Annotated in this window: 14 protein-coding genes; 12 read left to right on the top strand and 2 right to left on the bottom strand. The window is 61.8% G+C overall.

All coding sequences use genetic code 11. From position 1 onward, the window contains the following. Nucleotides 1-10 precede the first annotated feature (10 nt). Nucleotides 11-538, top strand: coding sequence for a GNAT family N-acetyltransferase (locus tag L6D82_RS06885; protein WP_085745594.1), 528 nt, complete (start codon nucleotides 11-13; stop codon nucleotides 536-538). On the opposite strand, the gene L6D82_RS06880 is transcribed toward L6D82_RS06885, so the two are convergent. Then, entirely contained in the window at nucleotides 522-1487 is a 966-nt protein-coding gene (locus L6D82_RS06880; RefSeq protein WP_236188455.1) for a LysR family transcriptional regulator, read from the bottom strand. The genes L6D82_RS06885 and L6D82_RS06880 overlap by 17 nt on opposite strands. A 299-nt stretch (nucleotides 1488-1786) precedes the next feature. Between L6D82_RS06880 and argH the strand changes: the two genes are divergently transcribed. The 11 genes from argH to L6D82_RS06825 all read left to right on the top strand — a co-directional run bounded on the left by argH (nucleotide 1787) and on the right by L6D82_RS06825 (nucleotide 13507). Beyond that, entirely contained in the window at nucleotides 1787-3214 is a 1428-nt protein-coding gene (gene argH / locus L6D82_RS06875; RefSeq protein ID WP_085745592.1) for an argininosuccinate lyase, read from the top strand. Nucleotides 3215-3275: 61 nt separating this feature from the next. Then, on the top strand, nucleotides 3276-4154 hold the full coding sequence (locus tag L6D82_RS06870; protein WP_085610364.1) for an amino acid ABC transporter permease: 879 nt from the start codon (nucleotides 3276-3278) through the stop codon (nucleotides 4152-4154). A gap of 10 nt (nucleotides 4155-4164) precedes the next feature. Next, on the top strand, nucleotides 4165-4929 hold the full coding sequence (locus L6D82_RS06865) for an amino acid ABC transporter ATP-binding protein (RefSeq protein WP_039768627.1): 765 nt from the start codon (nucleotides 4165-4167) through the stop codon (nucleotides 4927-4929). A 39-nt stretch (nucleotides 4930-4968) separates the two neighbouring features. After that, nucleotides 4969-5793, top strand: coding sequence for an ABC transporter substrate-binding protein (locus L6D82_RS06860; protein ID WP_085603455.1), 825 nt, complete (start codon nucleotides 4969-4971; stop codon nucleotides 5791-5793). A gap of 142 nt (nucleotides 5794-5935) precedes the next feature. Then, nucleotides 5936-6784, top strand: a complete 849-nt coding sequence (locus tag L6D82_RS06855; protein ID WP_236188454.1) for a polysaccharide deacetylase family protein — start codon at nucleotides 5936-5938, stop codon at nucleotides 6782-6784. Next, nucleotides 6777-7667, top strand: a complete 891-nt coding sequence (locus tag L6D82_RS06850; RefSeq protein WP_102686099.1) for a polysaccharide deacetylase family protein — start codon at nucleotides 6777-6779, stop codon at nucleotides 7665-7667. Before L6D82_RS06855 ends, L6D82_RS06850 begins: the two co-directional genes overlap by 8 nt. Continuing rightward, nucleotides 7664-9016, top strand: coding sequence for an MmgE/PrpD family protein (locus L6D82_RS06845; RefSeq protein WP_102686098.1), 1353 nt, complete (start codon nucleotides 7664-7666; stop codon nucleotides 9014-9016). The genes L6D82_RS06850 and L6D82_RS06845 overlap by 4 nt, the downstream gene beginning before the upstream one ends. A gap of 16 nt (nucleotides 9017-9032) precedes the next feature. After that, a complete protein-coding gene (locus tag L6D82_RS06840) occupies nucleotides 9033-10211 on the top strand; it encodes an MFS transporter (protein ID WP_064596823.1) in 1179 nt (392 codons plus the stop codon). A 157-nt stretch (nucleotides 10212-10368) separates the two neighbouring features. Next, complete coding sequence (locus L6D82_RS06835) at nucleotides 10369-11055, top strand: HPP family protein (protein ID WP_236188453.1); 687 nt, start codon at nucleotides 10369-10371, stop codon at nucleotides 11053-11055. Nucleotides 11056-11245: 190 nt separating this feature from the next. Further along, complete coding sequence (locus L6D82_RS06830; RefSeq protein ID WP_236188452.1) at nucleotides 11246-12352, top strand: enoyl-CoA hydratase/isomerase family protein; 1107 nt, start codon at nucleotides 11246-11248, stop codon at nucleotides 12350-12352. A gap of 3 nt (nucleotides 12353-12355) precedes the next feature. Then, nucleotides 12356-13507, top strand: a complete 1152-nt coding sequence (locus L6D82_RS06825) for an acyl-CoA dehydrogenase family protein (RefSeq protein ID WP_039768643.1) — start codon at nucleotides 12356-12358, stop codon at nucleotides 13505-13507. 77 nt (nucleotides 13508-13584) lie between these two features. Here L6D82_RS06825 and L6D82_RS06820 read toward each other — a convergent pair. Continuing rightward, on the bottom strand, nucleotides 13585-14192 hold a 608-nt coding region (locus L6D82_RS06820; RefSeq protein ID WP_236188450.1), incomplete at its 5' end, for an integrase core domain-containing protein.

The raw sequence follows: 14192 nt of genomic DNA, 5'->3' as shown, positions 1-14192 counted from the left end.
CCGCTGACTGATGACCTTTACTGTGCGACAGGCCCTGGCAGCCGATGCCACCGCCCTCCCCGCCATCGAGCGCTCGGCCGCCGCGCTGTTTCGCCTCGACCCTTCATTGGCCTGGCTGGCGGATGCCGCCGTGCCGCAGGCCTCGGCGCATTTACCGGCCATTGAACGGGGTGAAATGTGGATGGCGGAAAACAACGACGGGCAACTTGCAGGTTTTTTAAGGGCGGTGACTGTCGACCAACAGTTGCACATTGAGGAACTGTCCGTCAGCCAACACTTTCAGGGCCGGGGCGTCGGTCGCAAGTTGCTGTTGGCGGCGATTGAACAGGCGCGTCTGTGGCAACTTCGGGCGGTGACGCTGACGACATTTCGCGATTTGCCGTGGAATGCGCCGTTCTATCAACGCATGGGTTTTGCGCTATTGAACACCGAAGACACGGACGCACGTCTGCGCGATGTATTGCGCGATGAAATCACTCACGGATTGCCCGGTGAGCGACGTTGCGCCATGCGCCTGATACTCACGCCGTCGGCTTGAGATCAACCCCCAGTGCCTGGGCGAACGCCTTGACCAACGGACTGCGCACGGTGTTGTGCCGCAGGATCAGATTGAACGGCGTGTCGAAGTGGATCAGCTCCGGGCACACCGCGCGAAACTGCCCGGCGGCCACCAGCGTGGCGGCGTAGTGCCGGGGCAGAAAGCCCACGAAACGCCCGGTCTTGATCAGCAACGCCACCGCTTCGACCTGGGTCGCCGAGGCGGAAAAACTGTCGTAGCGGGCAAAGTTGAGCTTGTCGCGATGGATCGCATAGCGGTGGTTGATGCACTCGTAATCCTGCAGCACGTTGCCACCCATCTGCTCCGCCGGCATCTCGAACAACGGATGGCCGACGGCGCAGTAAGCCTGCGAGCGTTCCTCATAGAGCGGGTAATAATCGAACTCTTCACGCTTTTGATAAACCGGGACTATTCCGGCAACCAAGCGCCCTTCAACTACGCTTCTTTCCACTTCATCCAGCTGGGTGGCTTGAAGTTGAAATCTTACTTTCGGCGAATGTTCATTTATCTTTCTGAGCGCAGCAACTAACGGCGAATTATCGTCACTGATCGTATTGTCGATCACCCCTACTCCGAGATCGCCGATAAGTTCGTTCTGCGCCGAACTAAGCCGGTCACGAAAGTTGTCGACCGAGGCAAACAGATCAATCGAAGCCTGATACACCAGACGCCCTTCTTCGGTCAGGTGAAACCCTTCGCGCCCCCGGGTACACAGGCGCATGCCGATGCGGATTTCCAGGTCGGAGATCTGCTTGCTGATCGCGGCCAGGCCCACGTTCAGCTCGTTTTGCGCCGCGCTGAAGCCGCCGGCCTCGACCACCGCCTTGAACACCTTGAGCAGTTTGAAATCCAGTCCGCTGAGGGCCAAAGGTGCCCGGTGAGCGGTTTTGACCGGTGGGTTTCCGGAATTGGAAAGTGGGGTTTCCATAATGCTGATTTACCTCTGGCGCAATGTTCAACAATCTGTGTCCAACAACAAAAACATCGCCGGCTAATAATAATGATCACAGAAAACCAGCCTTGGCAACCGCCAGAAAATCCCGAACATCAGTGCCAACTCACTGATCGCCAAATATTAAAAGCTGACACTTCGATCAGCTCTTGTCTCTTTGCAACTGCCCTCTTGAAAACTGCTTTGGCCTGATTCCGTCTGCTGATTGTTCGGCACGATTTTTCAGGGCCATGCACACCGATTTCAGTTCGCGTTACCGACGAGGAAAACAACAAATGTCTCAAACCACCGACCGTCTCTGGGGTGCCCGTTTCAAAAGCGGCCCGTCCGCAGCCCTGGCGGCCCTGTCCCGTTGCCCCGAGCGCTATTTCCGCCTGACGCCGTACGATCTGGCCGGCTCCAAGGCCCACGCCGGGGAACTGCAACGTGCCGGCCTGCTCGACGAGCAGGAAACCCGCACGATGATCGAAGCCCTGGACGGCATCGGTGCCGATTTCGCTGCCGGGCGCATCGCCCCGACCCTGGACGATGAAGACGTTCACACCTTCATCGAGCGCCTACTGACCGAACGCCTCGGCGCGCTGGGCGGCAAGCTGCGCGCCGGCCGCTCGCGCAATGACCAGACTGCCAACGACCTGCGCCTGTTCCTGCGTGACCACGTGCGCACCCTGGCCGTGGAAGTGCTGGCCCTGCAAACAGCGCTGGTGGATCAGGCCGAGCAGCACGTCGAAAGCATCTGCCCGGGCTTCACCCATTTGCAGCAGGCGCAGCCGATCGTGTTCGCCCATCACCTGCTGGCCCACGCGCAATCGATGTTGCGTGACGTGCAACGGCTGGTGGACTGGGACGCGCGCACTTCGCTGTCGCCCCTCGGTGCTGCGGCCATGGCCGGTTCCGCGATCGCTCGTCAGCCGCAGCAGTCAGCCAAGGAAATGGGTTACGCCGGGGTCTGCGAAAACTCCATCGACGCCGTGGCCAGCCGCGATCACGTCGCCGAATTCCTGTTCATCGCCAGCATGCTCGGGATCAACATCTCGCGTCTGGCCGAAGAGTTCTGCCTGTGGTCGTCGCGCCAGTTCCGCTGGGTCGATCTGGATGACGCCTACGCCACCGGCAGCTCGATCATGCCGCAGAAGAAAAACCCCGACATCGCCGAACTGGCCCGGGGCAAGGCTGGCCGTCTGATCGGCAACCTGACCGGTCTGCTGTCGACGCTCAAATCCCTGCCGCTGTCGTACAACCGCGACCTGAGCGAAGACAAGAACGGCGTGCTCGACAGCGTCGACACCCTGCTGCTGGTGCTGCCGGCGATGGCCGGGATGGTCGCGACCATGACCGTCAACGTCGAGGAACTGCGGCGTCAGGCACCGCTGGGTTTCACCCTCGCCACCGAAGTCGCCGACTGGCTGGCGGTGCGCGGCGTGCCGTTCAAGGAAGCTCACGAAATCACCGGCGCGCTGGTGCAGGCCTGCGAAAAACACGACCTCGAATTGTGGGAAGCCTCGCCGGCGCTGCTGGCCGAGATCGACCCGCGCCTCACGGCAGACGTGCGAGACAGCCTGACCCTGGAAGCCGCCATCGCCGCCCGCAGCGGCTGGGGCGGTACCGCACCGCAACAGGTGCGCGAGCAGATCGGCCGCCTGAAAACCGCCCTCGCCGCGCAGCAACAGTGGACCGAAAACTACCAGGGCTTCCGCCTCTAAGCCGAGTCCCCCTCCCACCGGGAGGGGGTTGATCGAAAAGTACAGTGTACGGAGAAACACCATGAGCCAGACTCAGGCAGAACGACTCCAGGCGGAGCGCAAACTGGCGGAAAACCAGTTCGACATTACCCAGTACCAGCATGTGCCACGGCGTTATTACGGGCGGATCTTCTTCGCCACGTTGATTGTGATCGCCATCATCGGCCTGGTGCGGGCCTTCGCCGAAGGCAAGATCGAATGGTCGTACATCGGCCAGTTCCTCACCTCCGAAGCGATCATGTGGGGCCTGTTCAACACGATCATCATGGCCGTGCTGGCCATGGCGCTGGGCATCGTGTTCGGGGTGATCACCGCGATCATGCGCATGTCGGCCAACCCGATCCTGCGTTACGTGGCCGTGACCTACACCTGGCTGTTTCGCGGTACGCCGCTGATCCTGCAACTGCTGTTGTGGTTCAACCTGGCGCTGATCTTCCCCACCATCGGCATTCCCGGTCTGTTCGAACTCGACACCGTGAGCCTGATGACCCCGTTCGTGGCCGCCCTGCTCGGCTTGAGCATCAACCAGGGCGCCTACACCGCTGAAGTGGTGCGCGCCGGCCTGCTGTCGGTGGACACCGGCCAGTACGAAGCCGCCAAGTCGATCGGCATGCCGCGCCTGCAGGCGCTGCGCCGGATCATCCTGCCGCAGGCCATGCGGATCATCATTCCGCCGGTCGGCAACGAATTCATCGGCATGGTGAAAATGACCTCGCTGGCGAGCGTCATCCAGTACTCGGAACTGCTCTACAACGCCCAGAACATTTACTACGCCAACGCCCGGGTCATGGAGCTGCTGATCGTCGCCGGTATCTGGTACCTGGCCACCGTCACCGTCCTGTCCTTTGGTCAAAGCCGTCTGGAGCGTCGTTTCGCTCGCGGCGCCGGCAAGCGTTCTTGAGGAGTCGAACATGAGAAACATCGTCAAGGCCGTGAGCCTGAACAAATATTACGACCAGTACCACGCGCTCAAGGACATCAACATCGAGGTCGAGCAAGGCGAAGTGCTGTGCATCATCGGCCCGTCCGGCTCGGGCAAGAGCACCCTGCTGCGCTGCGTCAACCAGCTGGAAAAGATCGACAAGGGCGGCCTCTGGGTCGACGGCGAACTGGTCGGCTACCGCGTGGTCGGGCACAAGCTGCACGAACTCAACGAGTCGCAGATCGCCCGCCAGCGCCTGGCCACCGGCATGGTGTTCCAGCGCTTCAACCTGTTCCCGCACATGACCGTGCTGCAAAACATCATCGAAGGCCCGTGCCAGGTGCTCAAGCGTTCGCCCAAGGAGGCGCACGAAGAAGCCCTGGAACTGCTGGCCCGGGTCGGCCTGGCCGACAAACGCAACAGCTACCCGATCGAACTGTCGGGCGGTCAGCAACAACGGGTGGCGATTGCCCGCGCGCTGGCCATGCGACCCAAGCTGATGCTGTTCGATGAACCCACTTCGGCACTCGACCCGGAACTGGTCGGTGAGGTGCTGTCGGTGATGCGCGATCTGGCGCAGACCGGCATGACCATGATCGTCGTCACCCATGAACTGGGCTTCGCCCGGGAGGTTTCCAACCGCATGGTGTTCATGGACGGCGGGCAGATCGTGGAGGCTGGAAGCCCCGAAGAAATACTAATAAGTCCGCAAAACCCGCGCACCCAAAGCTTCATTTCTGCCGTTCGAACCTGAGGCCCCTTTGGCCTTCACAACACTCATAAGAGAACGTCCATGAAGAACTTCGTCATTCCAGCAGTACTCACCTCCCTCATGTCTTGCGGTTTCGCCGTGGCCGCCGAGTTGCCGGCCAGCATCAAGGAGAAAGGCGAGATCGTCGTCGCGATCATGCCCAACTATCCGCCGATGGATTTCAAGGACCCGGCCACCAACAAGCTCACCGGCCTTGACTACGACCTGGGCAACGCCCTGGCCGAACGCCTCGGGGTGAAGATCAAGTGGCAGGAAACCGGCTTCGAGCAAATGATCAACGCCCTGACCACCGACCGCGTGGACATGGTCCTGTCGGGCATGACCGACACCGCCGAGCGCCAGGCCAGCGTGACCTTCGTCGACTACTTCACCAGCGGCCCGCAGTTCTACACCTTGCAGAAGAACGCGGCGACCAACGAGATCATCGACCTGTGCGGCAAGAAAGTCGGTACCAGCCGCCGCACCACCTTCCCGGCGGAAATCGCCGCGTGGAGCAAGGAAAACTGTGAAGCGGCCGGCAAACCTGCAATCAACGTGATCGGCACCGAAGGCTCGGCCGACGCCCGTGCGCAACTGCGCCAGAGCCGCATTGATGCGGCGATGCAGGGCAGCGAAACCCTGTCGTACCTCAAGACCCAGGAAAAGGACATGTACAAGACGGTCGGCCAGCCGATCTCCGTGCAGTTCACCGGCCTGGGAGTGAGCAAGAAGAAGCCTGAGCTGAGTGAGGCGGTGAAGGTGGCGTTGCAGAGCATGGTGGATGACGGCAGCTATAACGCGATTCTGAAGAAGTGGGATCTGGAGTTGGGTGCGATCAAGGATGTGACCATTAACGCGGGCAAGTAACGCTTCGCCACTGATGCCCGGCTGCGATCTTTTGATTGCTCGTTCCCACGCTCTGCGTGGGAATGCAGCCTGGGACGCTCCGCGTCCCGAACAAAGATCGCAGCCTTCGGCAGTTCCTACAGATGAGTATCGGAGCGCTGTGATGTCCTCCTCACCCCAACCCACCTGGCCCGACCAGCACAAAGCCTGCCTCGCCCTGGCCTTCGACCTCGACGGCCCGACCGGCGATGCCATGCTCAACGACTCGATCTGGCACAAACCCGAATACTTCGGCTTCGGCGGCTACGGCCCCTACCGCGCCCTGCCGCGCCTGCTGGATCTGCTCGACGCCTTCAAGATCCCGACCACCTTTTTCGTCCCCGCGTGGGTCGTGGAAAACTGGCCGAAGCAATGCCAGGCCATCGTCGAGCGCGGTCATGAAGTCGCCTACCACGGCTACAAACACGAATCCTTCTACGCCCTGACGCTGGACCAGCAGCAGGCCGTGATGAACAAATCCCGCGACGTCTTCTGGCAATACCTGCACATCCGCGCCGAGGGGTTTCGCACCCCGTCCGGCGACTGGCGCGCGGAAACCCCGGCGATGCTGGCCGACAACGGCGTCATCTATTCCAGCAGCATGCGCGGCGACGACCGCCCGTATCTGGTCAACGTCCCCGGCCACGACACGTCGCTGGTGGAAATCCCCGGCCGCTGGGAAATGGACGACTACGCCTCCCTCGCCTACACCCGCGCACCGAACTTCCCGTCCGGGCTCGACCGCACCGCCAGCTACGAGCTGACCCTCGACAACTGGCAACGCGAGTACGACGGCGCAATGGACGAAGGCCTGTGCCTGACCACCCTGTTCCACCCGAAAATCACCGGCAAACCGGGGCGCATCCTGTTGCTGGAGAAACTCTTCGAACACATGCGCCAGCGCGATGACGTGTGGTTCGCCACCTGCCGCGACGTCGCCCGCTGGTGGCTGAAGGAGCATCACCATGGCTGACGCTGACAACCTCTGGCCCGCCGGCAAACGCTGCGCGGTGGTGCTGACCGTCGATTACAACGACATCCACGGCATTCTCACCCAGGCCCCGGAAGTCGCCGGGCGCGACAAGACGCTCTCGGTATGGCGCTATGGCACGCAACGCGGCGTCGAGCGTTTGCTCGGCCTGTTCAGGGAACTCGGGGTGCGCAGCAGCTGGTTCGTGCCCGGCATCGTTGCCGAGGAAAATCCGCAGCACATAGCGGCCATCCAGGCTGACGGCCATGAAATCGCCTGCGCCGGTTACCGCCATCAGGATTACGACACGCTGGATCTGGCGGCGCAAAGCGCGGAAGTCGCCAAGGGCTGTGCAGCGCTGGAAGCATTGACCGGCGTGCATCCAACCGGTTTCCGGATTCCAGCGGGCAACGGTGCGCCGGGATTCATCGAAGCCTTGAAAGCTCACGGCATTCTCTGGTCGTCATCTTGGCGTGGCGATGACCTGCCGTTCTTGCATCCAACTGCGCCTGAAGTGGTCGAGTTGCCGCTGCATTACGAACTGGAAGACGAGCCTTACTTCGCCTTCAATCTGAGCCCGGCCGTGCCGCCGGCGCAATCGCGGATCGCCTCCTACAGCCATACCCTGGGCAACCTGCAAATGGACTTCGCCGGGTTCCACCGTTTCGGCCTGTGCTACGTGCTGCGCCTGCACCCGGAAATCATCGCCACGCCGGGGCGCATCGGTGTGCTGCGGGAACTGCTGCAAGGCATTCAGCAGCATGACGACGTGTGGATCGCCACCGGCGCCGAAGTCGCGCAGTGGTGGGCGCAAACGGCGGCGCCGGTCGCGCAGGATCATCCGGCGTCGGTGTATGAGCGCCATTATCGGGACTACCTCGTATGACCGAACGCATGCAGCGGCTGGCGCAGTTTTGCGTCGATACACGGTTTGAAGATCTGCCGCCAGCGTTGGTGGAACAGGCCAAGCGACACATTCTCGACACCTTCGGCGCAGCACTGGCCGGGGCCGACAGCGCGGTGGCGCTTCAGGCGCGGCAGGTGTTCGGCGCCGAACCCGGCACTGCGTTGGTCTGGGGTTCATCGTTGCGGGTCGGCGCGGGGCATGCGGCATTGCTCAATGGCATCGCCGCCCATGCGCTGGAGCTGGACGACACCGGCGGTTGCGATCATTCCGGCGCGGTGGTGTTGCCGGCGGTGATGGCGGCGCTGTCGCTGGTGGATAGGCCGGTGGACGGTCGCGAATTCATCACCGCCGTGGTCATCGGCTACGAAATAGGCCGGCGGGTGCTGGAAGCCTGCGGCAGTTATTCGGCGCACAACGGCGCCGGTTGGCATTCGACCGCCACTTGCGGCGTGTTCGGCGCGGCGGCGGCCTGTGCACGGATCTTTGCGCTGGATGTCGGGCAAACCGTGTCGGCACTGGGCATCGCCGGCAGTTTCAGCGGCGGGTTGTGGGCGTTCATCCATGACGGTTCGCAAAGCAAGAAACTGCACAGCGGTCGTGCGGCCGAGGGTGGTTTGCTCGCGGCGCGTTTTGCCCGTGAAGGCGTCAGCGGGCCGTCGGTGTTGTTCGAGGATGTCTGGGGCGGGTTTCTCAAAACCCTGGCGCCGGGCAGCGCGCAGCCGGATGCGCTGGATGCCGAATTGGGACAGGTCTGGAAACTCGCGCGCTGCTCGATCAAACCCTACGCCGCCTGCCGTGGCACCCATTCGGCCATCGATGCGCTTGGGTTGTTGCTGGAGCAATTGCAGATCGGCGCGGATCAGGTGGAAGACGTTCAGGTGAACCTGTGCGGGTTTCTGCTCGATATGTGCGGCGGTCGCGACACCCGCAGTCTGGCCGCTGCGCAGATGAGCCTGCCCTACGCCCTCGCCGCGCGACTGGTGCATGGTCATTGCCGATTGGAGGCTTACGACGAACAGCCACGCAACGATCCGCGCATCGCTTACTGGCTGACGCGCATTCGCCTTGAAGTGGATGAGCGACTGTCGGAGGATGGCGAGCCAGTGGTCGTTGTACGAACCCGCGACGGGCGTGAGGCGAGTATGTGTGTCGATGTGCCGCTGGGGGCGCCGGGCAATCCGCTGAGCGAGGCGGCGCTGGAGGAGAAGTTTTTCAGTCTGGCGTTGCGGGTCATTTCACCGGTCAAGGCTGAGCCTTTACTGGCGCAGCTGCGGCAACTGCAAACGCTGGATTCCGTGCGCGATCTCGAGCACCTGTTAACCGAATAAGGACATTTGATTTTCCGTGGCCACCTACTCGCTCGTTATCCGCCGCCTGATGATCGTCTCGCTGACCATCGTCGTCAGCCGCGCCATCACCAGTCCGTTGCTCACCCTGTTTTTGAGCAACAAGCTCGGCCTCAACCAACAGGATGTCGGGTTATTGCTGGGCATCGCGGTGTTCATCGCCACCCTGCTTGCGCTGTACGGCGGCTACATCATCGACCGGCTCGAGAAGCGCCGGTTGCTGATTCTGGCGATGCTCTCCAGCGCCATCGGCTTCGTGCTGCTGACATTCGCCAAAGACCTGTACCTGACGACCGCCACCCTGGTCATCACCGAAACCGCCTCGGCGCTGTTCCTGATCGGCTCCAAGGCGATCCTCAGTGAAAACCTGCCCATGGGCCAACGGGCCAAGGCATTTTCCCTGCGCTATACCCTGACCAACATCGGCTACGCCACGGGCCCGATGCTCGGTGTGGTGATCGCCGGGGTGTACCCGATTGCGCCGTTCCTGATTGCTGCGGGCATCGCTTTCGGCAGCATCTTCCTGATGATCGGCATCCCGAAGGACGCCAGCCCGGTCGCCGCCATCGGCCAGCCGCAAAGCTTCCTGAAAACGCTGATCACCCTGAAAAATGACCGCACATTGATCATGTTCACTTGCGGCTGTCTGCTCAGCACCGTGGTTCACGGGCGTTTCACGTTGTACCTGTCGCAATACCTGCTGGTGGTCGAAGACTCGCAGCGCGCGTTGCAAACCATGGCCGCCCTGCTCGCCTGCAACGCCATCGCGGTGATCCTGCTGCAATACCAGATCGGTCGTTTCCTCAACCGGGAAAAACTGCGCTACTGGATCGCCGCCGGCACCAGCCTGTTCATCCTCGGCCTGATCGGTTTCAGCCTCGCCGACAGCCTGGTGACGTGGTGCATCGCGATGTTCATCTTCACCCTCGGCGAGATGATCATTTACCCGTCGGAGTTCCTGTTCGTCGACACCCTGGCCCCGGAAGAACTGCGCGGCAGCTATTACGGCGCGCAGAATCTGGCGGCGCTGGGTGGCGCGCTGAGCCCGGTAATTTGCGGCTTCCTGCTGATGCACACGCCGGCGCCGACCATGTTCTATGCGCTCAGCGCATTGACGGCTATGGGCGGTTTCCTTTGTTTCATGAGCGGGCGACGCGTGGCTTTACTGCATAAATAATGCACTGAAACTGCATTTATATGAATTTGTCAGCATCGTGAATGCTTGGCACACTGGGCGCGTTCCTCCCCCAATAGTTGGAACACTTCGAAGGACTTTCCGCGTTTACGGACAAGTCCTTTTTTTTGCCCTGAATTTCGCAAAGGAACGATTCTGCATGCTCGCTCGCTGGTTGCCCGCCGCCATCAACACCCGCCCCACCGAATGGAGCCGCGCCGCGATCGGCATGGCCTTGGGCACGTTGTTCAGCGTGTGGGCGTGCAGTCAGGTGTTCGGCATTGAAGTGGCCTACCACCTGATCGGCCCACTGGGCGCTTCGGCGGTTTTGCTATTCGCGGTGTCGTCCGGCGCCCTCGCCCAGCCGTGGTCGATCATCGGCGGCTACCTGTGCGCAGGCGTCGTTGCGTTGCTGGTGGCCCACGTCCTCGGCCGAACCCTCGGCAGTGCGTGCCTCGCCGCCGGCATGGCGCTGATCCTGATGTGCTGGCTGCGCTGCCTGCACCCACCGGCCGGCGCCGTCGCGTTGACCATGGTGCTGGCCGACCCGATGACCATCGCCATGGACTGGAAAGCCCTGGAACCGGTGATGCTCAGCGCCGCGTGCCTGCTGCTGGCCGCACTGGCCTACAACAACCTCACCCGCATCCGCTACCCGAAACGCCCTGCCGAACCCGCGCCGGCTGTGGCCCCGGTGGATATTCAGTCCATCACGGCTGAAGACCTGAAACGGGCGCTGGCGGACATGGAAGCGTTCATCGACGTCACGCCGGAGGATCTGGAACAGTTGATTCATGCCAGTGAACTGCACGCCAAGCGGCGCAGCATTGGCCAGGTGTTCCGCTGAGTCCGGAGCCAGTCCCTGTCAGCGTTGTCGATTGAAAAGAAGCCCCGATCCCGTGCATTTGGCCTAAGGTAAAAATGCAGACAGCCCGTGCACATATCCCCGTTGTACACGGCAAATTTGCACTGTTACGATCCGGTAACGCTCGCGCGCGAGCTTCTCGAATAAAGACAATAAAAGCAGGGAGTTAGTGATGACTGCTCAGGCTTCATCCCCGCGGACTTCGTCCATGGATGCCACGCCGCACGAAGTGCTGGCCGAGGTTCGCAATCACATCGGTCATCTGACCCTCAACCGCCCCGCCGGCCTCAATGCCCTGACCCTCGACATGGTGCGCCAGCTCCAGCAACACCTGGACGCCTGGGCCGCCGATGCCGATATCCACGCCGTCGTGCTGCGCGGTGCCGGCGAGAAAGCCTTCTGTGCCGGTGGCGACATTCGATCCCTGTACGACAGCCATAAAAGCGGCGACACGCTGCACGAAGATTTCTTCGTCGAGGAATACGCCCTCGACCTGACGATCCACCACTACCGCAAACCGGTGCTGGCGCTGATGGACGGTTTCGTCCTCGGCGGCGGCATGGGTCTGGTGCAAGGCGCCGATCTGCGGGTGGTCACCGAGAAGAGCCGTCTGGCGATGCCGGAAGTGGCGATCGGCTATTTCCCGGATGTCGGCGGCAGTTATTTCCTGCCGCGCATTCCCGGCGAGCTGGGGATTTATCTGGGCGTCAGCGGCGTGCAGATCCGTGCAGCGGATGCGCTGTATTGCGGCCTCGCCGACTGGTATCTGGACAGCAGCAAACTCGGCACTCTCGACGAACAGCTCGATCACCTGGAGTGGCACGACACGCCGCTCAAAGACCTGCAAAACCTGCTGGCCCGCCACGCCGTGCAAACCCTGCCGGATGCGCCGCTTGAGGCCTTGCGCCCGGCCATCGACCATTTCTTCGCCTTGCCTGACGTGCCGAGCATCGTCGAGCAACTGCGCGCCGTCACCGTCGCCGACAGCCACGAATGGGCGACCACCACCGCCGACCTGCTGGAAACCCGCTCGCCGCTGGCCATGGGCGTGACCCTGGAAATGCTGCGTCGCGGCCGGCACCTGAGCCTGGAACACTGCTTCGCCCTCGAACTGCATCTGGATCGCCAGTGGTTCGAACGCGGCGACCTGATCGAAGGCGTGCGCGCCTTGCTGATCGACAAAGACAAATCACCACGCTGGAATCCGCCGACCCTGGCTGCACTGCACGCCGAACAGGTCGCGAGTTTCTTCCACGGTTTCGAAGAGAGCGGGAGCTGAGCCATGCACGATCTCGAATTGACTGAAGACCAGGTAATGATCCGCGATATGGCCCGGGACTTTGCCCGCGGCGAAATCGCCCCCCACGCGCAAGCCTGGGAAAAGGCCGGCTGGATCGATGACGGTCTGGTGGCAAAGATGGGCGAACTCGGACTGCTGGGCATGGTGGTGCCTGAGGAATGGGGCGGTACTTACGTCGACTACGTGGCCTATGCGCTGGCAGTGGAAGAGATTTCCGCCGGTGACGGCGCCACCGGCGCGTTCATGAGCATCCACAACTCTGTGGGCTGCGGGCCGGTGCTCAACTACGGCAGCGAAGAACAGAAGCAGACCTGGCTGGCGGACCTGGCCAGCGGAGCGGTGATCGGCTGCTTCTGCCTGACCGAACCCCAGGCCGGCTCCGAAGCACACAACCTGCGCACCCGCGCCGAACTGCGCGACGGGCAATGGGTGATCAACGGCGCCAAGCAATTTGTCAGCAATGGCAAACGGGCAAAACTGGCGATCGTGTTTGCGGTGACCGATCCGGATCTCGGCAAGCGCGGGATCTCGGCGTTTCTGGTGCCGACCGATACGCCGGGGTTCATCGTTGACCGGACCGAACACAAGATGGGCATCCGCGCCTCCGACACCTGCGCGGTGACGCTGAACAATTGCAGCATTCCTGAAGCGAATCTGCTGGGTGAGCGCGGCAAAGGTCTGGCGATTGCCCTTTCCAACCTGGAAGGCGGACGCATCGGTATTGCCGCGCAAGCATTGGGCATCGCCCGAGCGGCGTTTGAAGCTGCGCTGGGTTACGCCCGTGATCGGGTGCAGTTCGGCAAGGCGATTGTCGAGCACCAGAGCATCGCCAACCTGCTGGCGGACATGCAGATGCAGATCAACGCAGCACGCTTGATGATTTTGCATGCGGCGCGGCTGCGTACGGCGGGCAAACCGTGTCTGTCGGAGGCTTCGCAGGCCAAGCTGTTTGCATCGGAAATGGCCGAGAAGGTGTGCTCGTCAGCGATTCAGATCCATGGCGGGTATGGGTATCTGGAGGATTACCCGGTTGAGAAGTACTACCGGGATGCGCGGATTACCCAAATTTATGAGGGATCTAGCGAGATACAGCGGATGGTGATTGCTCGGGAGTTGAAGAACTATCAGTTGTGACCGTGTCGGCCCCTTTCCCTCACTGTAGAGACCGGTACATCCTTTACACATTAGACCGGGGACATCGTTTACACCTTTTACAGGCTTGATACGCGGTTGGCACCGCGCTCAAGCCTGCCTAAACAGAAGTTGCAAAGGTACAGCTCCCACACGTCATCAGCCACTTCCTTCAGCGCGATGTCCTCGCCGATCAGCGCCTCGCCCAAAAACATTCGTTGCCCCTTCCACTTGAACTCGCCGTTCGAACGAACCTTGCGTACCTCAACCTCAGGGCCATATTCGACCGCGGGCAAGTAGCCCGGATACGGGCGCAACGAAGGTCTGTATACGGAAGCCGGCGGTTTCATGCCCAGTGCGGTGTGTGGTCGATCATGGTTGAAGTCCTGAACGAACTCTTCAAAGGCCAGCTGCTGGCGTACGAGATTTTCCGCAGGTGTTCGCAGTACCGCTGCTTTGAGGGTGCGGTGCATCCGTTCGTGTCGACCGTTCTGGTCAGGACGCCCTGGTGTGATTGTCTCGATATGGATGCCATGCCTGATGAACCAGACGGACAGCTTCGACAGCCGCGCCAAACCGGTCGATGCGAAAGGCGCCCCGTTATCTGTGCGGATTACGTCCGGCAATCCAAACTCCCGGAAAGCCCATTCGAATCCCTGTCGCGTCGGCTCGCTGTGCGTGCCGGGCA

The organism is Pseudomonas paraglycinae, assembly GCF_021601625.1.
Lineage (GTDB): Bacteria > Pseudomonadota > Gammaproteobacteria > Pseudomonadales > Pseudomonadaceae > Aquipseudomonas > Aquipseudomonas paraglycinae.
Note: the sequence above shows the minus strand (reverse complement) of the source record. Positions and strands in the feature narration are given on the sequence as shown.